At 61.7% G+C, this 25,717-nt stretch carries 23 protein-coding genes; 8 read left to right on the top strand and 15 right to left on the bottom strand.

All coding sequences use genetic code 11. The features are described from left to right. The first annotated feature begins 126 nt into the window (after positions 1–126). Both HNP49_RS03695 and HNP49_RS03690 read left to right on the top strand, forming a co-directional pair. A complete protein-coding gene (locus tag HNP49_RS03695; protein WP_184680693.1) occupies positions 127–1,047 on the top strand; it encodes a LysR family transcriptional regulator in 921 nt (306 codons plus the stop codon). Between the two features lie 18 nt (positions 1,048–1,065). Then, a complete protein-coding gene (locus tag HNP49_RS03690; RefSeq protein WP_184680691.1) occupies positions 1,066–1,680 on the top strand; it encodes a trimeric intracellular cation channel family protein in 615 nt (204 codons plus the stop codon). Positions 1,681–1,683: 3 nt separating this feature from the next. Here the strand turns inward: HNP49_RS03690 and HNP49_RS03685 are convergent, their stop codons facing one another. From HNP49_RS03685 to gspE, 11 genes are all read right to left on the bottom strand, one after another. Further along, positions 1,684–2,919 (bottom strand): glycosyltransferase family 4 protein, encoded by a 1,236-nt coding sequence (locus tag HNP49_RS03685; RefSeq protein WP_184680689.1) that lies wholly within the window; start codon positions 2,917–2,919, stop codon positions 1,684–1,686. 74 nt (positions 2,920–2,993) lie between these two features. Further along, a complete protein-coding gene (locus HNP49_RS03680) occupies positions 2,994–5,747 on the bottom strand; it encodes a calcium-binding protein (protein WP_184680688.1) in 2,754 nt (917 codons plus the stop codon). A gap of 237 nt (positions 5,748–5,984) precedes the next feature. Then, positions 5,985–6,506 carry a type II secretion system protein M gene (locus HNP49_RS03675; protein WP_311772061.1) on the bottom strand — a complete coding sequence of 174 codons (522 nt, stop codon included), beginning with the start codon at positions 6,504–6,506 and terminating at the stop codon, positions 5,985–5,987. Beyond that, on the bottom strand, positions 6,503–7,597 hold the full coding sequence (gene gspL / locus HNP49_RS03670) for a type II secretion system protein GspL (RefSeq protein ID WP_409372524.1): 1,095 nt from the start codon (positions 7,595–7,597) through the stop codon (positions 6,503–6,505). The genes HNP49_RS03675 and gspL overlap by 4 nt, the downstream gene beginning before the upstream one ends. Continuing rightward, on the bottom strand, positions 7,597–8,580 hold the full coding sequence (gene gspK, locus HNP49_RS03665) for a type II secretion system minor pseudopilin GspK (protein ID WP_184680684.1): 984 nt from the start codon (positions 8,578–8,580) through the stop codon (positions 7,597–7,599). The genes gspL and gspK overlap by 1 nt, the downstream gene beginning before the upstream one ends. Further along, positions 8,577–9,326 carry a type II secretion system minor pseudopilin GspJ gene (gspJ, locus tag HNP49_RS03660; protein WP_184680682.1) on the bottom strand — a complete coding sequence of 250 codons (750 nt, stop codon included), beginning with the start codon at positions 9,324–9,326 and terminating at the stop codon, positions 8,577–8,579. The genes gspK and gspJ overlap by 4 nt, the downstream gene beginning before the upstream one ends. Further along, a complete protein-coding gene (gspI, locus tag HNP49_RS03655) occupies positions 9,323–9,709 on the bottom strand; it encodes a type II secretion system minor pseudopilin GspI (protein WP_184681174.1) in 387 nt (128 codons plus the stop codon). The genes gspJ and gspI overlap by 4 nt, the downstream gene beginning before the upstream one ends. Positions 9,710–9,717: 8 nt before the next feature. Further along, positions 9,718–10,323: a type II secretion system minor pseudopilin GspH gene (gene gspH / locus HNP49_RS03650; RefSeq protein ID WP_184680681.1), complete on the bottom strand. Its 606-nt coding sequence runs from the start codon at positions 10,321–10,323 to the stop codon at positions 9,718–9,720. Positions 10,324–10,396: 73 nt separating this feature from the next. Continuing rightward, positions 10,397–10,822: a GspG family T2SS major pseudopilin variant XcpT gene (xcpT, locus tag HNP49_RS03645; RefSeq protein ID WP_184680679.1), complete on the bottom strand. Its 426-nt coding sequence runs from the start codon at positions 10,820–10,822 to the stop codon at positions 10,397–10,399. Positions 10,823–10,827: 5 nt separating this feature from the next. Next, positions 10,828–12,042 (bottom strand): GspF family T2SS innner membrane protein variant XcpS, encoded by a 1,215-nt coding sequence (gene xcpS / locus HNP49_RS03640; RefSeq protein WP_184680678.1) that lies wholly within the window; start codon positions 12,040–12,042, stop codon positions 10,828–10,830. Positions 12,043–12,048: 6 nt separating this feature from the next. Beyond that, complete coding sequence (gene gspE / locus HNP49_RS03635) at positions 12,049–13,524, bottom strand: type II secretion system ATPase GspE (RefSeq protein ID WP_184680676.1); 1,476 nt, start codon at positions 13,522–13,524, stop codon at positions 12,049–12,051. A gap of 609 nt (positions 13,525–14,133) precedes the next feature. Here gspE and HNP49_RS03630 point away from each other — a divergent pair. The 5 genes from HNP49_RS03630 (at position 14,134) to HNP49_RS03610 (ending at position 19,666) form a co-directional block, all read left to right on the top strand. After that, positions 14,134–15,255 carry a Re/Si-specific NAD(P)(+) transhydrogenase subunit alpha gene (locus HNP49_RS03630; protein ID WP_184680675.1) on the top strand — a complete coding sequence of 374 codons (1,122 nt, stop codon included), beginning with the start codon at positions 14,134–14,136 and terminating at the stop codon, positions 15,253–15,255. An 11-nt stretch (positions 15,256–15,266) separates the two neighbouring features. After that, positions 15,267–15,581, top strand: a complete 315-nt coding sequence (locus tag HNP49_RS03625; RefSeq protein WP_076423377.1) for an NAD(P) transhydrogenase subunit alpha — start codon at positions 15,267–15,269, stop codon at positions 15,579–15,581. Between the two features lie 2 nt (positions 15,582–15,583). Then, the gene (locus HNP49_RS03620; protein WP_184680673.1) at positions 15,584–17,032 is read left to right on the top strand and encodes an NAD(P)(+) transhydrogenase (Re/Si-specific) subunit beta; all 1,449 of its coding nucleotides are present in this window, start codon (positions 15,584–15,586) and stop codon (positions 17,030–17,032) included. 100 nt (positions 17,033–17,132) lie between these two features. Next, entirely contained in the window at positions 17,133–18,575 is a 1,443-nt protein-coding gene (locus tag HNP49_RS03615; RefSeq protein ID WP_184680671.1) for an MBOAT family protein, read from the top strand. Beyond that, positions 18,575–19,666 carry a hypothetical protein gene (locus HNP49_RS03610; protein WP_184680670.1) on the top strand — a complete coding sequence of 364 codons (1,092 nt, stop codon included), beginning with the start codon at positions 18,575–18,577 and terminating at the stop codon, positions 19,664–19,666. Before HNP49_RS03615 ends, HNP49_RS03610 begins: the two co-directional genes overlap by 1 nt. Before the next feature lie 69 nt (positions 19,667–19,735). Here HNP49_RS03610 and HNP49_RS03605 read toward each other — a convergent pair whose 3' ends face one another. Then, on the bottom strand, positions 19,736–20,896 hold the full coding sequence (locus HNP49_RS03605) for an acyltransferase (protein WP_184680668.1): 1,161 nt from the start codon (positions 20,894–20,896) through the stop codon (positions 19,736–19,738). A 301-nt stretch (positions 20,897–21,197) separates the two neighbouring features. Here HNP49_RS03605 and HNP49_RS03600 point away from each other — a divergent pair, with 301 nt between their 5' ends. Further along, positions 21,198–22,049: a sulfotransferase gene (locus tag HNP49_RS03600; protein WP_184680667.1), complete on the top strand. Its 852-nt coding sequence runs from the start codon at positions 21,198–21,200 to the stop codon at positions 22,047–22,049. Between the two features lie 23 nt (positions 22,050–22,072). On the opposite strand, the gene HNP49_RS03595 is transcribed toward HNP49_RS03600, so the two are convergent. Genes HNP49_RS03595 through HNP49_RS03585 form a run of 3 tightly spaced genes read right to left on the bottom strand, consistent with a single transcriptional unit; the run spans position 22,073 to position 25,711 of the window. Next, a complete protein-coding gene (locus HNP49_RS03595) occupies positions 22,073–23,194 on the bottom strand; it encodes a glycosyltransferase family 4 protein (protein ID WP_184680665.1) in 1,122 nt (373 codons plus the stop codon). Beyond that, complete coding sequence (locus tag HNP49_RS03590) at positions 23,194–24,336, bottom strand: glycosyltransferase family 1 protein (protein WP_184680663.1); 1,143 nt, start codon at positions 24,334–24,336, stop codon at positions 23,194–23,196. The genes HNP49_RS03595 and HNP49_RS03590 overlap by 1 nt, the downstream gene beginning before the upstream one ends. Beyond that, a complete protein-coding gene (locus HNP49_RS03585) occupies positions 24,314–25,711 on the bottom strand; it encodes a glycosyltransferase family 1 protein (RefSeq protein WP_184680662.1) in 1,398 nt (465 codons plus the stop codon). The genes HNP49_RS03590 and HNP49_RS03585 overlap by 23 nt, the downstream gene beginning before the upstream one ends. Positions 25,712–25,717: the final 6 nt, after the last annotated feature.

Raw genomic sequence — 25,717 nt, 5'->3', positions numbered from 1 at the left:
GATCTGTTCTGCATGGGACGGTCGGGCCGTTCCACGGGTTGCAGCTACGTTGCCAGAGGCCTAAAGTCTGGAAAATCCGACTTTTCCAATCTTAAGTTTCGTATTTATCAAACTAAGTGGTTCACCATGAGCACCCGCAGAACCGATCCACTGGCCCAGGTCAGCGACTTTGAAATCCGCCTGCTGCGCATCTTCCGCAGCGTGGTCGAGTGCGGTGGCTTCTCCGCCGCCGAGAGCGTGCTGGGCATCGGCCGCTCGGCCATCAGCCTGCACATGAGCGATCTGGAGCAGCGCCTCGGTCTGCGCCTGTGCCAGCGCGGTCGCGCCGGGTTCGCCCTGACCGAGGAAGGCCGCGAGGTGTATCAGTCGACCCTGCAGCTGCTGGGCGCCATCGAGAGCTTCCGCAGCGAGGTCAACGGTCTGCACCGCAACCTGCGCGGCGAGCTGAACATCGGCCTGACCGACAACCTCGTCACCGTGCCGCACATGCGCATCACCAACGCCCTGGCCCAGCTCAAGCAGCAGGGGCCGGATGTGCAGATCAATATCCGCATGACGCCGCCGGGCGAGGTGGAGCAGGGCGTGCTCGGCGGCAGCTTGCACGTGGGCGTGGTGCCGCAGGTGGGCGCGCTGTCCGGGCTTGAGTACCAGAGCCTCTACAGCGAGCGCTCGCTGCTCTACTGCGCGGTGGGCCATCCGCTGTTCTATGCCGCCGACGACAGCCTGGACGATGCGCGGCTGGATGCTCAGGACGCCATCTCCCCGACCTTCCGCCTGCCGGCCGAGGTGCAGGCGCACTACCAGCGGCTCAACTGCACGGCCAGCGCCAGCGACCGCGAGGGCGTGGCCTTCCTGCTGCTGACCGGACGCTACATCGGCTACCTGGCCGATCACTACGCCGAAGCCTGGGTCACCCAGGGCCGCTTGCGTGCCCTGAAGCCGACGCAGCGCTTCTATGAGGTGAACATGGCCGCCGTGACCCGCAAGGGCCGCCGGCCCAATCTGGTATTGGAAGCCTTTCTCGAGGCCCTGGGCAGTAGCCGCTGAATCTGACCGGAGTGATCAATGCTCAATTACTGGATTGGCATGGCCGCCATCTGCGCCTTTGCCATGGCCGGGGTGCTGGCCGCCGGGCGGCGTGGCATGGACATCATCGCGCTGCTGTTCATGGGCGTGATTACCGCCGTGGGCGGCGGCACCCTGCGCGACCTGCTGCTGGGCGTGCCGGTGTTCTGGATGATCGACTTCAACTACGTCTGGGTCGCCAGCGCCGCCTCGCTGGCCGCCTTCGCCCTGGCCCGCCATCTGCGCGACGAGACGGTGTGGGCGGCGATTCTCTACTTGGACGCCTTCGGCATCGCCCTGTTCGGCGTGCAGTCCATCGACAAGGCGCTGGCCCATGGTTTTGCCGCGCCGGTGGCCATCGTCATGGCGACCATCACCGGTATCGGCGGCGGGCTGATCCGCGATGTGCTGGCGCAACGGGAAAACCTGCTGAGCAGCCGTGAGATCTACGCCACCACCATCATCACCGGCGGCATGCTCTACACCTTCCTGCTGGCCCAGGGCGGCGCCTCGCACGGCGCCAGCCTGTGCGGCGTTGCCTTCACCTTCGCCTTCCGCGGCCTGGCCATCCACTTCGGCTGGCAGATGCCGAAGTGGCTGACGCTCAGACACTAGTAGCTAGAACTTGCAGTCCAGGATCAGTTGCTGCTGCCGGGGCAGGCACAGGTCGTGCAGGTCATAGCGACGGACCACTGTTTCGCGCGCGGCCTGGCGCAGGTACTGGTGTGAGGGATCGTTCTCCAGCGCGGCGGCGGTGCGTTCGGCCAGGGCGCGTGGGTCGAAGAAATCCACCAGACAGCCGTTTTCGCCATCCACCAGGACCTCCTGAACCGGGGAGGTAGCCGAGCCGATAACCAGGCAGCCGAGTGCCATGGCTTCGAGCATCGACCAGGACAGCACGAAGGGGTAGGTCAGGTAGACATGCGCGGCGCTGACCTGCAGCAGTCGCACATAGTCGGGGTAGGGCAGCTTGCCGACGAAGTGGATGCGGGTCAGGTCCAGCTGGCCGTCCAGCTCCTTCAGCAAGGCGGCGCGGTAACCGCCTTCTACGCGGCGGCCGTAGGACACTTCATCGCCGCCGACTATGACAATCTCGGCATCCGGCCGCAGCCGTTGCAGTTCCGGCAGTGCGCGCATGAACTGGTGAAAGCCGCGGTAAGGTTCCAGGTTGCGGTTGACGAAGGTTACCACCGGCTGGCTGCGATCAAGTGCGCGACCATCGGGCAGGATGAAGCGTGCGACGGGGTCGGGCTGCAGCAGGCGGGTGTCGATGCCGTCGTGCACCACCGCCAGCTTGTGCTGCAGCTCACGTGGGTGAACCGACTTCTGCCAGTGGGTTGGTGCCATGCCCAGATCGCAGTCGAGCAGGGCCTGGTTGAGCACCGAGTTCTTGATACGCAGGGCGCAGAAGTCATTCAGCTCCACCGGGTACTCGGGGTCGAAGTCGAAATCGGCCCCGTGCGGCTGGTAGTAGAACTCGCAGAAGGTGACTACGCGTGCGCGCGGGAAGACCTCGCGCACGAACAGCGCCTCGCCCCAGCCGGGATGGACGCAGACGACGTCTGGCGAGAACCCCTGCTTCTTCAACTGCAGGGCGACACGGGCCCAGTCTTGCCCTCGGCGTATGGCCGCTTCATATCCTCGCAAGTAAGCATGGGTGTGTGCGCCGGCAGGCGCCGGGGTGCCGTATCCCATGAGCATCGCATTGCGCGGCAGTTGCCAGCCATGAGTGTTGCGCGCCAGGTTGGCCTGCTCGCCCATGCCGACGACCTGATGTTCGCCGCTGTGGGCCAGGCGGTGGAACAGATGACGATACTGGCCGGGGAAGTTCTGGTGGATGAACAGCAGGCGCACGACGGTCTCTCGATGTGGGCAGGCGGCGAGAATAGGCCGGGCTGCCGCCTGAGGGAAGTGCTCCGGGGTCTGGTTCAGGCCTGGAACAGATAGTCGCCGATGGCGGTCTGCGCCGAGTTCAGGGTGCCCAGCAGTTTCAGTTCGTGGCTTTCCACTGCGGCATCGGTATCCACGGCCTTGAACTGGTAGACCGCCGTCTGGCTGCCATTGTCGACGGCGAAGATGCGGGAGTCGCCGATGGCATAGGCACTGGTGGCGCTGCCGATGTTGGCGGACGCGGCGGTAGCGGTGATGCTGCCGCTGATGTTGCTGCTGAATACCACCAGCTCCGCTGATGTGCTGAAACCGCCGGCGGCGCTGCGCAGCAGGGCGCCTTCGAGCAGTGCGTCCTTGTCGCCGATGCCGCCCAGTCCCGAGTTGTCCAGCACCAGCTTGTCGGTGCCGCTGAGGAAGTCGCTGATCAGGTCGCCGGTGGCCGAGTTGTCCAGCACGAAGCGGTCGGCGCCACCACCACCGGTCAGGGTGTCGCTGCCGGCGCCGCCATTGAGTGTATTGGCGGCGGCATTGCCGGCCAGGCTGTTGGCCAGGCTGTTACCCATGCCGTTGATGGCGGTGGAGCCGACCAGCAGCAGGTTTTCCAGGTTGGCGCCCAGGGTCCAGTTGACCAGGGACAGGACGCCATCGACCTCGCTGCCCAGCGTGCTGGTTTCGCTGATGACGTCGCCGCTGTTGTCGACCACATAGGTGTCGTTGCCGAGGCCGCCGGTCAGGGTGTCGGCGCCGGCGCCGCCATTGAGGACGTTGGCGGCGGCATTGCCGGTGAGGGCGTTGGTCAGGCCATTGCCTGTGCCATTGATGGCGGTGGAACCGCCCAGCAGCAGGTTTTCCTGATTGGCGCCCAGGGTCCAGCTGATCAGGGACAGGACGCCATCGACCTCGCTGCCCAGCGTGCTGGTCTCGCTGATGACGTCGTGACTGTTGTCGACCACGTAGAGGTCGTTGCCGAGGCCTCCCGCCAGGGTGTCGGCGCCGGCGCCACCATTGAGAATGTTGTTGCCGGTGTTGCCGGTGAGGGTATTGGCCAGAGCGTTGCCCGTGCCATTGATGGCGTTGGAGCCCGTGAGCGTGAGTCTTTCCAGGTTGGCGCCGAGGGTCCAGGTGACGCTGGACTGCACGCTGTCGGTCTCCGCGGTCAGGGTGCTCGACTCGATGATGCGGTCGCCACTGCTGTCGATTACATAGGTGTCATTGCCCAGGCCTCCGGTCAGGGTATCTGTGCCTGTGCCGCCGTTCAGTCGGTCATTGCCACTGCCGCCCTCAAGGTGGTCATTGCCTCCTGCGCCTTCGAGCTCGATGCTTTGCAGGCCGCTGAATTGCAGCCAGTTGTCGTGTTGGTCGCCCGTCAGGGTTGGCGTGCCTGTGCCCACAGGGGCGCCAGCGGCAGAGTAGCGCTGCTGGTAGATGCCACTGCTGGTGTCTTCCTGTTCATAGGAGGTCCAACTGATCACCCAGCCTCCATCGGGCAGGGCCGCGACACTGGGTGTGCCTTGGCTGCCGGAGGTGAAACTGTTGACGCGAACCTCACCGCCCTGAGCAATACCCTGTGCGTTGTAGCGTTGCTGGTAGACGCCGTAGCCTGAACCATCCTGGTTGTAAGACTCCCAGCACACCAGCCAGCCGCCATCAGCCAGGCCGCATGTACTGGCATTGAGTTGATAGTCGGCCACGGTGCTGTTGACCCGGGTTTCACCGGCTGCCGGGTTGCCGTTGGCGGCATAGCGCTGCTGGTAGATATCAGTGGCATTGCCGTCGGCCTGGGGGGCCTGCCAGGTCACCAGCCAGCCGCCGTCCAGCAGGGCGGTGGTACGCGGGGATTCCTGCAGTGTTCCGCTGCTGCTGTTGACGGTGGTTTCAGTTCCGACTGGCAGTCCTGTGGATGCATAGTGTTGTTGCAGGATGTCGCTTTGCAGTCCGTCTTCGCTGTAGGCCATCCAGGAAACCAGCCATCCGCCATCCGTCAGAGCGGTCACGCTGGCCGTGTTCTGGCTGCCCGTGGTGAGTGTATTGACGCGGCTTTCTTCTCCGCTGGCCAGCCCGTCGGCACCATAGCGCTGCTGATAGACGCCATAGCCGGAGCCATCCTGGGCATAGGATTCCCAGCACACCAGCCAGCCGCCATCGTTCAGGCTGGTGACGCTGGCGTTCAGTTGATAGTCCTCGACCTGGCTGTTGACCTGCTGCTCTGCGCCCGCCGTCTCGCCGGCACGGTTATAGCGTTGCTGATACAACCCGGTGGCCGAACCGTCCTGGTCATAGCTGGTCCAGCACACCAGCCATCCACCATCCGCGAGCCCTGTCACGACGGGCGTGTCCTGGCTGCTGGCGGTGGTGGTGTTGACCCGCGCCTCTCCCCCGACTGCTTTGCCGTCGGCACCATAACGCTGCTGATAGACGCCATAGCCGGAGCCATCCTGAGTGTAGGACTGCCAGGTCACCAGCCAGCCGCCGTCGGCCAGCGCGGCAACCGACTGATTCAGCTGGTAGTCGGAGGTGGTGTGGTTGACATGCTGTTCGGCCATGCCGGCTACGAGGCGCTGCGCAAGGCTCAGCTGGCTCTGATCGGCCATGACCAGGCGCTCGACGCCCAGCAACAGGTCACGGCCCTGTGTGCTCTCTACCACCCACTGACCAAATGCATTGAGGCTGAGGCGGATTGCTGCCGGATTGGCATTGAGTGACAGACTGTCGGTGCCAAGGCCGCCCAGCACCGTGTCATCCTCGGCGGTTCCGATCAGTGAGTCAGCGCTGGGTGTTCCGGTTATCTGCATGGCGGCTCTCCTTGGCGTTGATGAGCCGATGCTAGTGATCATTCAGGCGGCGGGAAGGGGCCTCTCGCGGGGAGTGTCGATCAGCCCGCAATAATCGGCGGGCACTGGTCGGCTGACGAACGTCACGGTCTGTGACCACCGGGGATCTAGCCTGCCTAAGGCGGAGCCGTGCCCATCTCTGGGATGTGATGGGCACGGCTCCGCGCCATTCTGCTTCTGATGCGTTGTATCTGCCGCTCAAGGGCCGGCGCGCAGAGTCAGGCGGGCGTCGACCTTGCCGGTGCCGGCGCGGTCCAGGCTGACTTCGGCCAGTTGCACGCCCTGCTGTTCCAGCTCCGCCAGCCAGGGCAGCAGGGTGGCGAACGGCACCTGGGTGAGGCTCAGGCTGAGGCCGCTGCCGTCGTTGTCGTAGCGCTCGATGGTCAGGCCGGCCTGCTGCGCGCTGGTGGTGACCAGCCCCTGCAGTTGTTCGGCATCGATGTTGGCGGCCGGGCTGGCGGCGCTCTGCCGGGCCAGTTCGGCGTTGCTCTGGATGTACTGGTGCAGCTCGCGCTGAGTCTCATACCACTGGCGGGCGTCCTTGAGCTGGCGCTGCACCGGCAGCCAGACGGCGGCATACAGCAGGACCAGGGCGAGGAAGCCGGCCAACAGGCTCAGGGCCAGGCGGTCGCGCGGCGGCAGCTGCTGCCAGCGCAGGTACAGCGGCGAGGTGCTGGCGCGCGCGCCGAGGCGGCTCTTCAGGCTGACCATGGCGTTCATGCGCCACCTCCAATCACTACGCGGGCGCTGACGCCCTGTTCATCGCGGTTGGCCGAGCCCAGCTGGGCCGGCAGGCCCGCTTCGCTCAGGCGCTGGCGCAGTTGTTCGAGTTCGCCGAAGTTGCCGGCGCGTACCTGCAGGGCGAGGTCGCCGCGCTCCTGGCTGTAGTCGAGCTGATCGACCGTCAGCGGTGCTTCGCCGATGGCGCTGCGAATCTGTTGCAGCTGACCGAGCAGGCCCTGGCTCTGGCCGCTGCCAGCCTGGCTCAGGTGGTCGGCGAACTGGGCCTTGAGGTTGACGATGCGGGTGTCCTGGGGAAAAAGCTCCTGATACAGGGCGCGGCTTTGATCGGCGAAGGCATCTCCCTGGTGCTGGAAGTACCAGGCCTGGCCGATGTCGAAGGCCAGTTGCAGGACCAGCCACAGACCGAGCAGGCCGGCCACCGGTTGCCAGGCCTGCCAGCGTCCGCTGCTGCGCTGCACGGCGAACTCGCCCTGGGCCAGGTCGATGGCGTGGCCGCGCTGCTGGGCCTGCCAGGCGAACGGGTCGTGGGGTTGATGCAGCTGAACGTCATCGAGCTGGGCCTGTAGCTGCGGCCAGTCGCCGGCGGGGAACACCAGACGGCTGTCGCCGGCGCCGCCGAGCAGGCCGCGTTCACCCTGAATCAGGGCGTGGCAACCTTCGGCCGGCAGCAGGTCGAAGTCGGCGTGCAGGGCATCGATCTGCAGGCCGGCGGCCTGGGCTTCGGCGAGCAGAGCCTTGAGCCAGTCGCGGCGCACCGCGATAACGCGTACGCGACCGTCGGCCTGGGGCTCGCCCATGGCCAGGTGCAGTTGCTCGACGTCCTCGGCCAGCTGTTCTTCCACGGCGTACTGCAGGGCCTGGCGTAGCCAGCGCGCCTTGCTGGTTGGCAGCGCCACGGCGCAGGCGCTCAGGCGCTCGCCCGGCAGCACCAGGGCCAGTGGCACGCCGGCCAGCTCGGCGCCAAGCGCCGGCAGGTCGAGCCAGCGTCCGCCGCCCTGTGCGGGCTGCCAGTACAGGCGGCTGTCGGCGAGGCCGTGGCCGCCGGGAGCCATGAAGAGGCAATCGATCATCGGGGGTCCTGCTCGGTGGTAGTGGTGGGTTCGGCGAGCAGGGCGGCCTGGCCGAAATCTCGGCCGAGCACCAGCACTTCACCTTCCGCACTGCGTTGGAGGGTACTTAGCAGCACCAGGCGGCGTTCGCCAAGCCTGACTTCGCTGTGCACTTCGAAAAACTGGCTGCCAACCGCCAGGCCGGCGCCCTGTACGCCCAGGCCGGCCAGCGCCGGCTGGCCGAGAAACGCGGCCAGGTCGCGATAGCCTTCGCGACCGGCAGCAGCTTGCAGGCTGCGCGCGCTGGCCAGGCTCAGGCCGTCGGCCAGGCTGGCCAGCACCGGCGCGCTGGCGGTGTTGACGTTGAGCGGGGTCTGCGCCGGCAGGGCGCTGACATGGGGCAGCAGACGCCGGTAGTCGGCCTCGGTCATGCCCAGCAACAGGCGCAGCTCGCTGACGGCCGTCAGGGCCTGGCCGCCGGTGCGGTAGGGCGGCGTGGCCAGCAGGTATTGGTTGTCCTCGGCACCGCCTTCGCCATTGAGCTGCTGGTCCTCATCCAGCCAGTCGACCAGTGCCGGGGCGTAGTTGCGTTCGATGCCAAGCAGGCGCAGCAGACGCTGGAAGCGTTCCAGGGCGATGCGGTTGACCTGTTTGCCCTGCACCAGGCTGTTGAGGTTGAAGCGCCCGGACAGGTCGCTGATGCGCACGGCGATTTCGCCCTGCTCGATGGCGAACGGCGGCAGCGGGCGTGCCCAGGCTTCGCCCGGATGATCGACGGGCTGGCGCGGGTCGCCACCGCTGCCTTTCAGGTCGCGCAGGAGAATGCCTTGGGCCAGGGCCTCGCCGCCGGTGGCGTAGTGCAGGGCCTGGCGGGCGCCGAGCTGATTGGCGCTGCTGCGGATGGCCAGGTGCTGGCGGGCGACCAGCGCGGCGGTGACCACGGTGACGATGGCCACGATCAGCAGCACGGTGATCAGCGCGACGCCCCGTTCGTGCTTCATGGCTGCTCCCCGGTGCTGGTGTCGCCGCTGCCGTTGGCGCCTTCAGCGTCATTGGCGGTGTTGCCATCGCTGTCGACGACCGGGCCGCCGGCATCCTGCTGCGGCGGGCTGTCGGGTAGACGGTAGAGGCGGCGCAATTCGCCGTAGTGCTGATGGGTCAGGGTCAGCTCGACGGCCTGCGGCTGCAGGCGCAGCAGCTGTTCCTCGGTCAGGTCGCCACGTGCCGGCGGCCACTGCGGCTGCCAGTTGCCCTCGATATCGAGAAAGCGCACGCGCAGCTCGCTGACGCCCTTGAGCACCTGCTGTTCCTGCACGGCCGTGTCCACGGCCTGATCCAGCACCGGCCAGTACAGGCGTTGCAGCACATCGCCGCGCAGTTGCCAGCGCACCCGCTGCAGCTGCGAGCGGGGAGCGCCGAGCGGGTTGCGCCAGCCGCTGCGGGTCAGCTCCAGGGCGGCCTGTTCCAGGTTCAGGCTGTCGCCGCCGAGCAGCGCGCCGCGTGGCTCGCCATAGGTGTCGCGCACGGTGCGCGGGATGGCCTGCAGCAGGTCGCGGTCCAGCGCGGCCATGGCGCGGGTCAGTTCGCGCAGCTGGCGCTCGTGGCGGCGGGTACTTTCGTCGCTCTGCAGCACGCTCTGCAGCATGCGGTAGGTGCCCATGGCGAGCAGGGCGAAGATGGCGATGGCGATCAGCAGTTCCAGCAGGGTGAAACCGCGATGCTGATGCGGAGGGCGCGCAGCGGTCATTCGCGCACCCCGATAAAACCGGTAAGCACCAGGCTGGCACGCTCCTCGATGCTGTCGTTGCTGCGCCGGTCGCGTGGGGCCACCCACAGGGTGACGCGGCGCATGGCCGGGTCGCTGGTGCTGTCGATGGTTTCCTGCAGCTGCCAGTCGCGGCCGGCGTAGCTGACCTCGCGCTGGTTGCGTCCGGTGCCGGGGCTGGGGCGTTGCAGTTGCAGCTCGACCAGCTGGTTGTCGGCGATCCAGCCGGCCAGGGCCTTTTCCTCCAGGCGTGCGGCATTGCGCACGCTGCTGGCGGCGGCGGTGAGCACGGCGGCGGCGACCGTGGCGAAGATGGCCAGCGCCACCAGCACTTCCAGCAGGGTAAAGGCGCGCTGGCGGGTCACGGTCAGAATCATTGCGCGGCACGCTCGGCCAGCGGCAGGGCAAAACCGTCGCTGGCGAGCCTGAAGGCGGCACCGTTGGCGGCGCGCTCTTCGATGCGCAGGCTGAAGGGCGACAGCTCGCCGCTGGAGAGAATCAGCAGCTGCGGGGCGGCGGTTACCGGCGTGCGCTCGGCTTCGTCACCCTCGCTGAGCCCCGGATTGTCCTGTTTGGCCAGCACCGGCGCGGCCAGCTTGAGCGGCTGGCCTTCGAGCTTGAGCTCCAGGCGGGCGAATTCCGGCAGGCGGTGTTCGCGCTGGCCCGGTGCGGCCTGCCACACGGCCTGACGTTCGTCGTAGCGCAGCACACGGTAGCCTTGGTCATCCAGCAGCAGGCCGTACTCGCGGTTGTCCAGGGTCGCTTCCTCGCTGAGTACGCCGATCAGCGCGGCCAGACGTTCGGCTTCGTCCTGCAGCAGGCGGCCCTGATTGCCGCCGACCGAGAGCATGGCCAGGCTGACCAGGCTGCCGATGATGACAATGACCACCAACAGCTCGATCAGGGTGAAACCGGCGGCGGATGTGCTGCGCGTCGGAAAAACTGCGTTGAAAGCGGCTTCGGATTGCTCATTTACCATCTGTAAACTCCGCATCCTCAGCCTCTTTCGCCTTGTTTTTCTCTAGCTCGCGACATCCGCATCATGGAATGACTCAGTTGTCCCAGTTGCCGATATCGGCGTCGTTGTCGCTGCCGCCATCCTTGCCGTCGGCGCCCAGCGAGTAGAGGTCGAACGGGCCCTTGGTGCCCGGCGCCAGGTACTGGTAGGGGTTGCCCCACGGATCGACCGGCAGCTTCTTCAGGTAGCCGTCCTTGTTCCAGTTGCGCGGCTGCGGGTTGCCGGAAGGCTTTTTCACCAAGGCGTCGAGGCCCTGCTGGGTGCTCGGGTAGGCCTGGTTGTCCAGCTTGTACATGTCCAGCGAGGCGGCAATCGCCTTGATGTCGCCCTTGGCGACCGTGACCTTGGCCTGATCCGGGCGGCTCATCACCTGCGGCACCACCAGGGCGGCGAGGATGCCGAGGATGACTACTACCACCATGATTTCGATCAGGGTGAAACCGGATTGACGTCGTTGCATCGGGGTTAGCCCACCAGTTGGTTGAGGGAAAGGATTGGCAGCAGGATGGCCAGCACGATGACCAGCACCACGGCGCCCATGAACACCAGCATGAACGGCTCGAACAGGCCGACCAGCAGGGCGATCTGTGCGGCCAGGTCGTTTTCCTGATTGCGAGCGGTGCGCGCCAGCATCTGGTCCAGCTCGCCGGACTTTTCGCCGCTGGCGATCATGTGCAGCATCATCGGCGGAAACTCTTCGGTGGCGTCCAGCGCACGGGTCAGGCTGGAGCCTTCGCGAACCTTCTGCGCCGCTTCGATGACCTTGTCGCGGATGCGCAGGTTGGCGATCACCGCGGCGGCAATCGACAGCGCCTCCACCAGCGGCACACCGCTGCGGGTGAGGATGGCCAGGGTCGAGGCGAAGCGCGCGGTGTTGGTGGCGCGGGCCAGCCGACCGACCAGCGGGATGCGCAGGATCAGGGCATGCCAGCGGCGGCGCAGGTTTTCGTCGCGCAGCGCCTGGCGCAGGCCGAACACGCCGGCGCCGCCGAGCAGCAGGAACAGCCAGCCCCAGTGTTTGACCAGATCGCTGGCGGCGATCAGGCCACGGGTCAGTGCCGGTAGCTCCTGCCCGGTGTTGACGAACACCTTGACCACGTCCGGCACCACGTAACCGAGCAGGAAGCCGACGATGGTCAGCGAGGCGACCATCAGGATCACCGGGTAGAGCAGTGCCAGCTGGATCTTCTGCCGCGACTGCTGGCGCTGTTCGGTGTAATCGGCCAGCTGTTCGAGCACCAGAGCCAGGTGCCCGGCATGCTCGCCGGCGGCCACGGTGGCGCGGTACAGGTCGGGGAAGGCCGAGGGGTATTCCTTTAGGCTGGCGGCCAGGCTGTGGCCTTCCATCACCCGGGCGCGCACGGCCAGCAGCATCGACTTGATGCGCGGGGTGGTCGACTGCGCCGCGGCGGCGCGCAGGGCTTCCTCGATGGGCAGGGCGGCCTGCACCAGGGTGGCCAGCTGGCGGGTGACCAGCGCCAGATCGCGGGCCGACAGACCCTGGCCGAAGCTCAGGCCGCTGCGGCTCTTTTCTTCGCGGGCCTTGGCCTGCTTGATCTCCAGCGGCGACCAGTTGCGCTCGCGCAGCTGCTGACGTGCCTGACGCGGGCTGTCGGCTTCGAGCAGGCCCTTTTGCTGGCGGCCCTGATTGTCCAGGGCCAGGTATTCGAAGGCGGCCATGGGCGCTTATTCCTCGCGGGTCACGCGCAGCACTTCTTCGAGGGTGGTGACCCCCTCGCGTACCTTGCGCATGCCGTCCTCGCGGATGCTCGGGCCCAGCGTGCGGGCGCGGCGGGTCATGTCCTGCTCGCTGGCGCCGTTGTGGATCAGGGTGCGCAGCTCGTCATCCAGCACCACCAGCTCGTAGATGCCGGTACGTCCGCGATAGCCGAGCTGGCGGCAGTCGTCGCAACCCTCGGCGTGGTAGAGGGTCGGCGGCTGCGCCGGGTCGGCGCCGAGCAGCGCGCACTCGGCGGCGTCGGCCTGGTAGGGGCGCTTGCAGCTGGGGCAGAGCACGCGCACCAGACGCTGGGCCAGCACGCCGAGCAGCGAGGAGGACAGCAGGAAGGGTTCCACGCCCATGTCCACCAGGCGGGTGACCGCACCGATGGCGCTGTTGGTGTGCAGGGTGGAGAGCACCAGGTGGCCGGTGAGCGAGGCCTGCACGGCGATCTCGGCGGTTTCCTTGTCGCGGATCTCGCCGACCATCACCACGTCCGGGTCCTGGCGCAGGATGGCGCGCAGGCCGCGGGCGAAGGTCATCTCGACCTTGGTGTTGACCTGAGTCTGGCCGATGCCTTCGAGGTGGTATTCGATCGGGTCCTCGACGGTGAGGATATTGCGCGTGCCGGTATTGAGCGTGACCAGGCTGGCGTACAGCGTGGTGGTCTTGCCCGAGCCGGTGGGGCCGGTGACCAGAATGATGCCGTGGGGCTTCTGCACGGTTTCCTGCATCAACTGGCGGTCGCGCGCGCTCATGCCCAGATGCTGCAGGGTCAGGCGCCCGGCCTGCTTGTCGAGCAGACGCAGTACCACGCGCTCGCCGTTGGCCGAGGGCAGGGTGGAGACGCGGATGTCCACCTCGCGGCCGCCGACCTTGAGCGAGATGCGCCCGTCCTGCGGCACGCGCTTCTCGGCGATATCCAGCTTGGCCATGACCTTGATCCGCGACACCAGCAGGGCGGCCAGCTCGCGCTTGGGCTGGACCATCTCGCGCAGCATGCCGTCGATGCGGAAGCGGATCACCAGACGCTTCTCGAAGGTCTCGATATGGATGTCGGAGGCGTTCTCCTTGATCGCCTCGCCGAGAATGGCGTTGATCAGGCGGATGATCGGCGCGTCGTCTTCCTGCTCCAGCAGGTCCTCGGTTTCAGGCACCTGCTCGGCGAGGCTGGCCAGGTCCATATCGGCGCCCAGGCCTTCGACCATCTGCATGGCGGCGGAGGAATCGTGCTGGTAGGCCGCGCCCAGGGCCTGTTCGAAATCGCCGGGTGCCAGCCACTGGCAGGGCAGTACCTGCCCGGCGAAGCGCTGGGCTTCCTGTAGGGCGTTCAGGCTGGCGTCATGCCGGGCCTGCAGGCGGCTGCCGTCGAGCAGCACGCCGTGGCGTTTGGCAAAGGCGAACGGCAGGCGGCGCAGCGGCTGCTGGAGGGAGCTTTCCATCGTTATTGTCGTGCCCTGGGCAAATAAGGTTGCGGTGGCCGCGCTTCTCGTGGCGCAGACAGCTTTAAACCGCAGAACGCTGCCCGGGTCAATCGCCCTAAGGAATGGCTCGGGGCTTTTCTCCCGGCAACGAGACGCCGGCCGCGAGATTCATTCGATTTGCTGTCTCGGCCTGTTCGGTAGTGCCTGCAGGCAGGCTGCTACATGGATGTATAAGCTTCGGCTGATGCTTATCATAAAGATCATTAATTTCTAGTAATCAAACGACCGGAAATCCTGGCCTGGCGTGGACCTTTGGCCTGCGTTTTCGTCTGATGAATGGTCATTCAGGGCTCCGATTGTGAATCAAACGATTGAAACGCCTGTTTGACTGCAGCCCGCGCCAGCTCTGCTGCTCAGTGGGGTGTTCAAAATTCTGGTCGGGGCGTGACTTGTAGTAGATGTTTCGTCCGACTACAGAACTCCTTGATGCGCATCCGTCGCCTGTGCAAAATGCCGCCCCCGCCCTGATGCATGACCTGCATCCCGCGGTTTTTGTGCTGATCAGCCGCCCGGCCTGCCAACGTAGTGGGTCGGTTCATCAATGAGATCACACGCAGGAGATTAGAAGTGCACATCGGTGTTCCTCTCGAAACCCACGCTGGTGAAACGCGCGTCGCCGCGACGCCGGAAACCATCAAGAAGCTGATCGCCCAAGGCCATCAGGTGACTGTGCAGAGCGGTGCCGGCGTGAAAGCCAGCCTGCCCGACCACGTTTATGAAGTCGTCGGCGCCAATATTGGCGATGCCGCCACCGTGTTTGGTGCCGATCTGGTGCTGAAAGTCGTGGCACCTGATGACGCCGAACTGGCGCTGATGAAGTCCGGCGCGGTACTGGTTGGCATGCTCAACCCGTTCTGCAACGAGACCATCGCGCGCATGGCTGCTCGTGGCATTACCGCCTTCGCCCTGGAGGCCGCTCCGCGTACCTCCCGCGCACAGAGCCTGGACGTGCTGAGCTCGCAAGCCAACATCGCCGGCTACAAGGCCGTGATGCTGGGTGCCAACCACTACCCGCGCTTCATGCCGATGCTGATGACCGCGGCCGGTACCGTGAAGGCCGCTCGCGTGCTGATCCTCGGTGCCGGTGTGGCCGGCCTGCAGGCCATCGCCACCGCCAAGCGTCTGGGTGCGGTGATCGAGGCCTCCGACGTGCGTCCTGCCGTTAAGGAACAGATCGAATCGCTCGGCGCCAAGTTCGTCGATGTGCCGTTCGAGACCGACGAAGAGCGCGAATGCGCCCAGGGCGTTGGCGGTTATGCCCGTCCGATGCCTGCCTCCTGGATGCAGCGTCAGGCCGGTGCCGTGCACGAGCGCGCCAAGCAGGCCGACATCGTCATCACCACCGCGCTGATTCCGGGCCGCAAGGCGCCAACCCTGCTGCACGCAGCGACCGTGGAAGAGATGAAGCCGGGCTCGGTGGTCATCGACCTCGCGGCGGCCCAGGGCGGCAACTGCCCGCTGACCGAAGTCGATCAGGTCGTCGTCAAGCATGGCGTCACCATCGTCGGCTACAGCAACCTGGCGGCCATGGTGCCGGCGGATGCTTCGGCTCTGTACGCGCGCAACCTGCTGGACTTCCTCAAGCTCGTCATCGACAAGGAAGGCCATTTCCACCTCAACCTGGAAGACGACATCGTCGCCGCGTGCCTGATGTGCCGCGATGGCAACGTCGTGCGCACCAACGGCTAAGGAGTAGAGACATGGAACTGATTTCCCCCAGCATCTACAACCTGATCATCTTTGTGCTGGCCATCTACGTGGGCTACCACGTGGTATGGAACGTGACCCCGGCCCTGCACACCCCGCTGATGGCCGTGACCAACGCCATCTCGGCGATCGTCATCGTCGGCGCCATGCTGGCCGCCGCCCTGACCGAAACCGTACTGGGCAAGTCCATGGGCACCCTGGCGGTGGCGCTGGCCGCCGTTAACGTGTTCGGCGGCTTCCTGGTGACTCGCCGCATGCTGGAAATGTTCAAGAAGAAGGCGCCGAAAGCGCCGGCGGAGAAGCACTGACCATGAGCATGAATCTGATCACTCTTCTTTACCTGGTCGCCTCGATCTGCTTCATCCAGGCGCTCAAGGGCCTGTCGCACCCGACTTCGTCGCGCCAGGGCAACCTGTTTGGCATGATCGGTATGGCCATCGCCGTGGTCACCACTGTGTTCCTGGTGTTCAAGCTGGGCTCGGAAATGACCGAAGGTGGCGCTGCCAAGGGCCTGGGCTTCGTGCTGGTCGGCCTGCTGGTCGGCGGTACTGCCGGTTCGATCATGGCCAAGCGCGTCGAGATGACCAAGATGCCGGAACTGGTCGCCTTCATGCACAGCATGATCGGTCTGGCCGCCGTGTTCATCGCCATTGCCGCCGTGGTTGAGCCGCAGTCGCTGGGTATCGTCGCTCACCTGGGCGATGCGATTCCTGCCGGTAACCGTCTGGAGCTGTTCCTCGGTGCCGCCATCGGTGCCATCACCTTCTCCGGTTCGGTGATCGCCTTCGGCAAGCTGTCGGGCAAGTACAAGCTCCGCCTGTTCCAGGGTGCTCCGGTGCAGTTCAAGGGCCAGCACCTGGTCAACCTGGTGATCGGTCTGACCATCCTCGGCCTGGGCCTGGTGTACATGTTCACCGGCAACCTGCAGGCGTTCGCGGTGATGCTGGCCCTGGCCTTCATCATCGGCGTGCTGATCATCATCCCGATCGGCGGTGCCGACATGCCGGTCGTGGTGTCGATGCTGAACTCCTACTCGGGCTGGGCGGCGGCCGGTATCGGTTTCTCGCTGAACAACTCGATGCTGATCGTGGCTGGTTCGCTGGTCGGTTCGTCCGGTGCCATCCTCTCGTACATCATGTGCAAGGCGATGAACCGTTCGTTCTTCAACGTGATCCTCGGTGGTTTCGGTGGCGCGGCTGAAGCTGCTGGCCCGGCCGGTGCCCAGGAAGCGCGCCCGGTGAAGTCCGGCTCGTCTGACGACGCCGCCTTCCTGCTGACCAACGCCGACACCGTGATCATCGTTCCGGGTTACGGCCTGGCGGTAGCCCGTGCCCAGCACGCGCTGATGGAGCTGGCCGAGAAGCTGACCCACCGCGGCGTGACCGTGAAGTACGCGATCCACCCGGTAGCGGGTCGTATGCCTGGCCACATGAACGTCCTGCTGGCCGAGGCCGAAGTGCCTTACGAGCAGGTGTTCGAGATGGAAGACATCAACTCCGAGTTCGGCCAAGCCGACGTGGTGCTGGTGCTGGGCGCCAACGACGTGGTCAACCCGGCCGCGAAGAACGATCCGAAGTCGCCGATCGCCGGCATGCCGATCCTCGAGGCCTACAAAGCCAAGACCGTGATCGTCAACAAGCGCTCGATGGCCAGCGGCTACGCCGGCCTGGACAACGAACTGTTCTACCTGGACAAGACCATGATGGTCTTCGGCGACGCCAAGAAAGTCATCGAAGACATGGTCAAGGCGGTCGATTAAGACCTCTTGCTCCAGCAACGAAAAACCCGGCCTAGTGCCGGGTTTTTCGTTTCATAACGGTCGGTTATTCTGCTGCGCCCGCGAACAGGACAAGCTGCGAATGCTCTTTAGCTCCCCCGTTTTCATCTATGCCTTTCTGCCTATCGCCCTGGTTGGTTACTTTTTGCTGGCCCGTCTGCAGCAGGGAACGTTCTCGCGCTTGTGGCTGGCCGCAGCATCGTTGTTCTTCTATGGCTACTGGGAGCCGAAATATCTGCTTCTGATCGGTCTGTCGATCATCGTCAACTATGTGCTTGGCACTCGCATTTCACGCGTGCTAATGGCCGCCGGTAGACCCTCGGCATACAGCAGGGGGCTCCTGCTGATCGGTATTGTGCTTAACGTCGCCGGCCTCGTTTACTTCAAGTACACCGATTTCTTCATCGAGACGTTCAACACATTGAGCGGCAGTCAGCTGGCCGCTCTCAACCTCCTGCTACCGCTGGGCATCAGCTTCTTTACGTTTACTCAGATCGCCTATCTGGTGGACTGCAGCCGTTCAGGGGTCAGGGATTACAACCTGATTAACTACACCCTGTTTGTGACCTTCTTCCCCCACCTGATCGCCGGGCCGATAGTCCACCACAAGGATCTGATGCCGCAGTTCGCGAGCACCGGCAACCTGCGCTTCCGCCTGGATAACTTCTCGCTCGGCCTGTTCATCTTTGCCATTGGACTGATCAAGAAGCTACTGATCGCGGACAATCTTGGGCAATGGGCTAATGCCGGCTACGCCAGCGCGCAGGCACTGACGATGATTGAAGCCTGGAGCACCAGTCTGCTCTACAGCTTTCAGCTCTACTTCGACTTTTCCGGGTACTCGGATATGGCCATTGGTCTTGGCCTGATGTTTAACATTAGCCTTCCCTTGAATTTCAACTCGCCGTATCAGGCCCGCAACATCCAGGATTTCTGGAGGCGCTGGCACATGACACTGTCCAGCTGGCTGCGCGACTACATCTACATCCCCCTTGGTGGTAAGCGCGCCGCGCTACCGCGCATCTACTTCAATCTGTTCGCCACCTTTCTGATTGGGGGTATCTGGCATGGTGCAGGTTGGACCTTTCTGATTTGGGGCGCACTGCATGGCAGTGCCGTCGTACTGCACCGTTATTGGCAGGATTTGGGCATTCGATTGCCGGGCTGGTTGGGTTGGGCAGTAACCTTCCTGTTCGTCAACTTCGCCTGGGTGTTCTTCCGCGCTGAAGATCTGCCAGCGGCGCAGCGCATGCTATCCAGTATGTTTGGCCTGAGTGGCACGGGTCTGGGCTATGCCGCTGGCGACCTGCTACCGCTTGAGGCGATGCTGGCCCTGGGTTTAGCAGCGCTGCTGGCATTTCTCGCCCCGAACTCCCAGCAGATCGCCGGGATCGCCCCTTATGATGGGCGCCTGCGATTCAAGGAGGGGCTGTTAGCTGCGTTGCTGGTCGGCTTTGCCTTTTTCTACGCGATGGTTGCTCAGATCCAGAACACACCCTCCGATTTTCTCTATTTCAACTTCTGATGCTGGCTACCGAGATGTATAAAGCACGATTTGTCCTCGCCAGCCTGGCCAGCTTTGTACTGCTTGCAGTGGGTTACTTCCTGCTCATTGATCGCCTGGCAATTGTCGATACCAACCTGGGAGTGTCGTATCGCCAGTTCTTGCTTCAGGCCTCCGATGACATTCCCAAGCGCATCATCGTGGAAAGTGGCTCCAACGCTATTCACTCCATCGATGCTCAGGCCATCGAGCAGCATTTCGGTCGACTGACAATCATTGTGTCGGATAACGCCGGATACCCACTGCGCCACAAGATAGAGCGTCTGGCCAATCACCTTAAGGCCGACGACACGCTTATTCTTCCACTGGAATGGTTGCAGTATCGTGCCGACGACAAGCTGCCTGCGGACTATGTCTCGTCCGTTCTCGACGAGCGTGGCTCCAACGCTTTCTACTACCGAGAGTTGAGCTGGCCCGAGCGTATTCGCTTCGTGTACCAAAGCGTGCCTTTTAAGCTCGGACTTCAAGCGGCATTTCGGCTCAACGCGCTCCAGTCGCATAATCCGCATATCGCTGCTGCGAGGCAGGATTCGCTAAGCCGATTCGAGGGTCAGATACGTCAATCTGCGCGAGGCAGTCAGTTGATTGAAAAGGGGGCAGAGTTAAACAATCTGGCCCGTGGGCTGAAGTGTGATTATTACCTGTTCGGGCTTTGGGAGTTTCCGCCGATAAGTGCAACCTTCATCGAAAACCTGCAGCGTCTGGCGGAGGTGCGTGATGCCAGCGGGGCAAAGATTTTCTTTGCCTGGCCTGCCGTCACTGCGCGAGACGATAATGAGTGTTACCAGATTTATGAACAGCAGATACGTGACTATGCCTCTAGCATTCAAAGTTTGGTGGAAGCGCAAGGTTTCAGTTTTCTTGGTACACCTGAACAGAGTCGCTTTGATCATCAGTGCATGCTGGACACGTACTACCATGTCCGCGCCACATGTGCTGCGATTCGAACTCGGCAGTTGATCTCAGCTTTGCAAACTCAGGGGCTGGAGTCGGGCTTAAGGCTCGATCAGCGTAGCTTGCAAGAGAGTTTTCTGAGCCATCTTCGGCAATAACTGTTCATTCTTGAGCGCGCAGCGTCCACTCTGGAAAATATAGCTTTTATATTGCCTCTGGATCTTGCTTTACCGTTTGTTCTTCGAGCGTAAAAGTCTATCCCTGAGCACGCGTTGCATGGGTAACTCAAATGTGCGATGAGTCACGATGCTTAGACCAAGTAGGGTGGCGAAGTAAGCAAGCCATACATATGGGTTGTAGAAGATATGCTGGTCAAACCCAAGAGATTTGGCGCTCATAAAGAAAATTAATTGCAAGGGGAAATGGATCAAGTAAGACGAGTAGCTTATTTCTCCAAGCCATTTGCCTGGAAAGCGTCTGCTTTCACTGCGCTGCTCTAGCATTGCCAGGCACAGTAGGCTTATTGGCAGCAATAAGCCGACTATCCATAAACTTCCCGTTTTTGCTGGCAGGCTGTCGCCAGGCAATAGGCTATTCAGTAGTTTTCCTGAAAGTCTTGTCATGAGTCCTGTCAGGGTTAAAGTCCACGCAGAGAGGCTGATCACTAATAAGCCGTGAGTCCAAAAAGCGATATATTTACTTCTGAGCAGCAGTTGGAATAATAAAAAAGTCAGCCCTCCAGTATAGAAGGCAAATAAGCCTCGCCCAATTAGCTCGGAGTAGCCTTGCAGTATGAATCCGAAAAATGCAAGAAATAGTGAGGGCCAGAGCTTGGCTTGAAATATTCGCGCCACTATAAAGAATATACCATATAGAAGCAGCTCGATGGATACAGACCAGACGGGGGCGTTGAACGAGAAGCCTTTTTGTAACCCCCATGCAGGAGCAAGAAAAACATTAAGGATAAAGTGATAGGTGTCGTTCAATTGATAAATAAATGGTTTTCCGGATGTTTTTATTGATAACCATTGCAATGTGGCGACCAACAAGAGGGTTAGTAAGTGGAGAGGGTAAAGCCTGGAGAAACGCAGGATAAAAAAGTCTCGCGCTCCGATTTTTCTCTCACTGACGGACTGTCCATAAATTCGAAAAAAAATGAATCCAGAAAGTACAAAGAAAAAATCAACTGCCATCCAGCCATGTTCATAGAAAATTGAGAGGTAAGTATAAAATGGCTGATTTAGACGCTCAAAGGCTCCGGGGAATGGGCCTGTAAAAAAGAAGTGTTGCCAGTGCCATAGTACAACAGCTAGTGCCGCGATTCCGCGGGCTATATCCAGTGAGCCCAAGTATTTTGGGCGGCTGTCAATGTATGGTTCGATTTGCATTTGCAGTTATTTAGTGTGGTTTATGTTTTTGTAATTATGGTCTGCGTGGCGGAGTCTTGACCCAGATTGTATGCGAGTAACCGGATCGAATTTCAGATAGAGAGTACCATCTGCAAAATCTCTGTGTGTGTCGAATGCAGGTCGGCGGGTTAGGCTGGATTTCTGCTTTTATCTCATGCCAGAATCGCATGCCAAACATGCAGAAATGCATCATGATGACTGGGTTTATTCTGCGCTACACGCATTAAAAAGTCACTTGCCCTTCTCCTTCATTCCTCTTGCTTTGAAACTGAGTCCTCGTATGAAAATCGATTTTTTGGTTCCAGGTATTAACAAATGTGGCACGACCACTCTCTGTTACCTGCTTGGCCAACACCCACAGATATTCATTCCTGAAATGAAAGAGCCGCATCATTTCAATCGCCCAGACGTTGTAGAGCATCGCGCGGCTTACGAGGGATTGTTTGCTCCTGCGTCGAGTGGCCAGCTGTTGGGTGAAGGCTCACAAATGTATTCGACCCTGGAGTTTGCCGAGCTCGTTTGTGAGCGGCTCAAGCAAGAGAATCCGCAGATGAAGTTCATTTTCAGCGTTCGTAATCCGCTCAAGCGCATTGAGTCGAGCTATCGCGAATTTCACCACAGTGGTCCGCACTATGCGGTCAATGCCCCCTTTGGTTTGGGGCGGGCGATTGCAGAGCTGCCAGCGTTGCTTGATGACTCACATTACTGGGCGCGTATTCAGCCGTTCCGCGAGCACTTTTCGGACGAGCAGATCATGGTGGTCTTTCTCGAAGACTTACAACGTGACCCCGCGATCGAGCTGGCTCGTTGTTACGAGTTTCTCGGTGTGGATACTGCCTTTCAAAATCCCTCGGCCGGGGCGCAGCTCAATTCCCGCGATGAAAAATTTTACGACACGCGGTTACTACGCCTGTTGCGCACGAATCGCTTTACCGGTTTCAAATTGGCCAAGATCAGCGTGCCGCGACAGAACGAGCTGTTTAGCAGGTTGGGCCTCAGGCAAAAATTCGCCAAGTCTCTGCAGTGGGAGGACACGTCTAAAGCCGACACGGTCAATGCCTTGCGCCAGGACGTTCAGCAGTTTCTGGCGTTCTACGGCAAACCCGCCGACTATTGGCCGGAGTTTGTCTGACGCTTGTTCCTGGACTCTGTCGGTCAGGCAGGACTGTTGGCCAGCAGCTGACGATAGAGGTGGGCCATTTGCAGGCCCATTTGTTCTGAGGTGAAATGGCTTCGGTATCGTGCTGCAGCGCGCGCACCCATTTGCAGTCCCAGCTCTGGCGATGCCCACAGGTTTTGCATGGCCGCGCGCAAGGCTTTGGGGTCGCTGGGGGGAACCACCAAGCCTGTTTCATTGTGGATATTGATATAGCTGGTTCCGGTTCCGATCTCGCTGGAGATCATCGGCTTGCCGAACATGGCCCCTTCAAGCAGAGAAATACCGAAGGCTTCCGAGCGTAGGTGCGATGGAAAGACAATGGAGCTGCAAAGCTGAAGCAGCGCCACTTTGTCTTCATCACCAAGCCGGCCCACGAAATGCACATTGTCTAGCTTGAGGCGTTGCGCTTGCGCCTTCAGTTCGTCTTCCAGCGGTCCTGCCCCTACTATCACTACAGGTAGGGTGGTTCCCTGGACGGCCTCCAGCAGAATGTGCAGCCCTTTGTAATAGCGCATGACTCCTACGAACAGAAAGAAGCGACTGCCAAAACGCTGTGACCAGTAGGCCAGCCTGCTTTCGTCGGCCTGCGGATAGCTGTTCATGTCCAGGCCGTACGGGATGACAACGGTCTTGTCCTTATAGCGGTGCAATACAGGGCTGGTAGCTAGGTAGTTGGGCGAAGCGACAACAATTCGATCGGCCTGGCGCAGGAACCGGTGCATCAATGGGCTGTACAGGCGCAGCAGATGTTTCTGTCTCACAATATCCGAGTGATAGGTGACGACTGTCGGCTTGCGCACCTGAGCCAGAAAGTGCACCACATCCATATAAGGCCAGGGAAAGTGATAGTGGATGATGTCAGCCTGGCTGGCGAGTTCACGGAAGCGCCGAATAACACTGATGGATAACCCTGTAGAGGCAAGCTGCAGGTCAAGTTTGGCCTGATGGACGAGGTGGTCGGCGACATGTACTGGGCTCGCTTCGGGGTGCTCGCTGAGGGTCAGCACTTCGCTCTGCACTCCATAGGCGAGTGTGCTTTGACAGAGCTGATAGATGACTTGTTCGATGCCGCCCATGGAGTCGGGCAGATAGGTTTTGAAAAAGTGCAAGACGCGCATCACGGCCTCAGTAAATCGAAGTAAGTTTCTGCGGTGATCTGTGCGCAGCGCTGCCAACTGAATCGAGTTGCTTGATTGAGACCCGCCTGACGTTTCAGATGCCATTCGGCATCGTCTTCCAACAGCCTGCACAGCGCTGCCTTAAATTCATCTTCGTCCTGAGGGTTGACGTACGTGCCCGCGCACCCTGCGACCTCTGGTAACGAGGCTGTAGAGCTTGTTATCACGGGAGTCCCGCTCGCCATGGACTCGAGAACCGGCAGGCCAAACCCTTCGTAGAGAGAGGGGTAGAGCAACAGGCGAGCGCCAGCCACGAGTTCGGCTAGGGTGACGTCATCCTGATAGCCGAGCAAGCGGATATGATTATCGCGCACTGCATGCCGGAAGGTTTCACCCATCTGATCCTGCTGCCAGCCTGGTAAGCCAGCCAGAAGCATCGGATAGCGCTCCCGCAATGCACGTGGAAGAGAGAGGTAGCTGCGAATCGCCAACGCAAGATTCTTCCGAGGCTCCAGCGTCCCAACACAGAGCAGGTATTGCCGGTGTGTGATGCCGAAAGTGTGCAGTGTCGTGGCCAGTTCGCCGGCGCTGCGTGGATGAAAGCGGGGCGCAAAGCCAAGCGGGGCTACGACCAGCTTGTGCTCGGGTACTCCGTAGTATTGCCGCGCTTCCTCGGCAATAAACTGGGAATCGACCAGAATCCGTGCACACCGCTCAATGCTTCGGTGAATGTGCTTTTCAATTTCTCTAAGCCGATCGGGTGGTTGCGTGTGCGGGAAGTGCACATGGGTCAGGTCGTGCAGAGTCATGATGCTTGGCCCTTCGAAATTGAAAGGCCATAAGCTGGGTTCGTGATACAGCGCCGGCTTCAGCTTCCCGATTCCATTAGAGAATCGGTGCTGCTCGACTCTTCTGCGCCAGGCATAGGCGTTCGGCAAGAGCCGTTTGACCAACTGGCTGGCAGGTGCGTACCCGGGCATGGCTGCTTCGGGTAAGTCATGTTGCCAATTCCAGCCAGAGAATATCTCCAGATGGAGATCGCCCCGTGCTTGCAGAGCACGACAAAGTTCTACCGCGTACTGGCCAATCCCCGTACGCGGTGCGCGCAGTATGCTGGCATTAAACGCGACCGAAGTCGGCATCTTGTTCAGGCGTCGCCTGTGGCTGTGAGTTCTGTGCCATGCGGTGAGTGATCCGCGCCATCAATTGCTCGGCCGAATCTTTCCAGGATAGCCAGCGCCATTCCTTCAGGCTTTTCGCGGCTGGGAATACCCCCGTATTCTCATAGTTTCGGACCAAGCGGCACAGGGTTTCGGGTTCGGAGAGGCCAAAATAGGCCATCGACTCGCCGCCAATTTCTCGAAAGACCGGGATGTCGCTGGCCATTGCAGGTAGGCCGCGTTGCATGGCCTCTACCAGCGGTAGGCCAAACCCTTCCACGAATGAAGGGAAGACCAGTGCTTTCGAATTGCTGTAGCAGTACTCCAGCTCGCGGTCGCTCAAGTCATTGAACATGAAGAGCCGCTTGCCCAGCTCTGGGTGGTTGACGATACGGTCGATCAGCTCCTGGGTTTTCCAGCCGATCTTGCCAACAAAGCACAAGGCAACCTCGTCGCCCTCGGCCCAGAGTGCCTCGAAGGCTTTCAGCAGGTAGGCGTGATTTTTTCGAGGCTCAATCGTGCTAACCATCAGGTAGACCGAGCGCTTTTTGCACATCTGCTGTACATCCTGACGTACCACCGCCGCAGGATTGGCCTGATCAAGTTCGCTCCCGAGGTGGAAGTGGTCGAACCAGCGCGCCGCGGCGACTTCGCGGCCAAGTCGCCATTGTGCTTCGGTCTGCACCTGGTTGCTGATGGTTTCAGAGATAGCGATGAATCCATCGGCGGTGCGGATTATCCAGTCAAACCATTGCTCGAATACCCGCACCAGGCCCTCATCGCAGAATTGCGGATGTGTCAGAGGAATCAGATCGTAAATGACTGAAACGATGCCGACGCCCTTTGCCTTGAGTCCTTCTGCCACGGAAAAGAAGTCAGCGTGCCAAGAGGAGTCGAGGAGCACCAGCGTATCGCCTGCATGGCATTCCAGTTCGATGGCGCGAGACTGGTCTACGTAGTTTAGAGACACGAGAGCCAGCAGCTTTTGCGGGATAGCCAGCGATGCGCTCAGTGCTCGATAGCATTGGCGAAGACAGAAACGCAGGAGCGGGGCATTGTGGAATGGCCACTGACGCTCACGCTTTGCATAAGAGAGCCAAAGCCTGTTGCGCAGGCGTGCGCAGCGATCATGGTTCTGTGAGAGCCAGGTCTGCATTGAGGCAACGCCACGATCCTTGCTTGGCGGCGTCAATTGAGTCACTCGGTAGACCTTGCCATTCTTGAGAATGACCGGAATGCACTCGGCGCTGGCGTTGATCTGCTTCAGATTGTTGACGATGTTGCGGACGACCCGTTGTATCCCTGAGTTGTCTTGTGGATGTTCATAAACGTACGTGCATTCGATTAGAAAGCGCATTGCCGA

The sequence above is a fragment of the Pseudomonas fluvialis genome (genome assembly GCF_014207935.1).
Lineage (GTDB): Bacteria > Pseudomonadota > Gammaproteobacteria > Pseudomonadales > Pseudomonadaceae > Aquipseudomonas > Aquipseudomonas fluvialis_A.
The sequence above is the reverse complement of the archived record's forward strand: the minus strand, read 5'-3'. Positions and strand labels throughout refer to the sequence as shown.

Coding starts and splice junctions, on each gene's coding strand:
- HNP49_RS03695 (WP_184680693.1), top strand. CDS start 127: ATGAGCACCCGCAGAACCGATCCACTGGCCCAGGTCAGCGACTTTGAA.
- HNP49_RS03690 (WP_184680691.1), top strand. CDS start 1,066: ATGCTCAATTACTGGATTGGCATGGCCGCCATCTGCGCCTTTGCCATG.
- HNP49_RS03680 (WP_184680688.1), bottom strand. CDS start 5,747: ATGCAGATAACCGGAACACCCAGCGCTGACTCACTGATCGGAACCGCC.
- HNP49_RS03675 (WP_311772061.1), bottom strand. CDS start 6,506: ATGAACGCCATGGTCAGCCTGAAGAGCCGCCTCGGCGCGCGCGCCAGC.
- gspK (WP_184680684.1), bottom strand. CDS start 8,580: ATGAAGCACGAACGGGGCGTCGCGCTGATCACCGTGCTGCTGATCGTG.
- gspJ (WP_184680682.1), bottom strand. CDS start 9,326: ATGACCGCTGCGCGCCCTCCGCATCAGCATCGCGGTTTCACCCTGCTG.
- gspH (WP_184680681.1), bottom strand. CDS start 10,323: ATGGTAAATGAGCAATCCGAAGCCGCTTTCAACGCAGTTTTTCCGACG.
- xcpT (WP_184680679.1), bottom strand. CDS start 10,822: ATGCAACGACGTCAATCCGGTTTCACCCTGATCGAAATCATGGTGGTA.
- xcpS (WP_184680678.1), bottom strand. CDS start 12,042: ATGGCCGCCTTCGAATACCTGGCCCTGGACAATCAGGGCCGCCAGCAA.
- gspE (WP_184680676.1), bottom strand. CDS start 13,524: ATGGAAAGCTCCCTCCAGCAGCCGCTGCGCCGCCTGCCGTTCGCCTTT.
- HNP49_RS03625 (WP_076423377.1), top strand. CDS start 15,267: ATGGAACTGATTTCCCCCAGCATCTACAACCTGATCATCTTTGTGCTG.
- HNP49_RS03620 (WP_184680673.1), top strand. CDS start 15,584: ATGAGCATGAATCTGATCACTCTTCTTTACCTGGTCGCCTCGATCTGC.
- HNP49_RS03615 (WP_184680671.1), top strand. CDS start 17,133: ATGCTCTTTAGCTCCCCCGTTTTCATCTATGCCTTTCTGCCTATCGCC.
- HNP49_RS03610 (WP_184680670.1), top strand. CDS start 18,575: ATGCTGGCTACCGAGATGTATAAAGCACGATTTGTCCTCGCCAGCCTG.
- HNP49_RS03605 (WP_184680668.1), bottom strand. CDS start 20,896: ATGCAAATCGAACCATACATTGACAGCCGCCCAAAATACTTGGGCTCA.
- HNP49_RS03600 (WP_184680667.1), top strand. CDS start 21,198: ATGAAAATCGATTTTTTGGTTCCAGGTATTAACAAATGTGGCACGACC.
- HNP49_RS03595 (WP_184680665.1), bottom strand. CDS start 23,194: ATGCGCGTCTTGCACTTTTTCAAAACCTATCTGCCCGACTCCATGGGC.
- HNP49_RS03590 (WP_184680663.1), bottom strand. CDS start 24,336: ATGCCGACTTCGGTCGCGTTTAATGCCAGCATACTGCGCGCACCGCGT.
- HNP49_RS03585 (WP_184680662.1), bottom strand. CDS start 25,711: ATGCGCTTTCTAATCGAATGCACGTACGTTTATGAACATCCACAAGAC.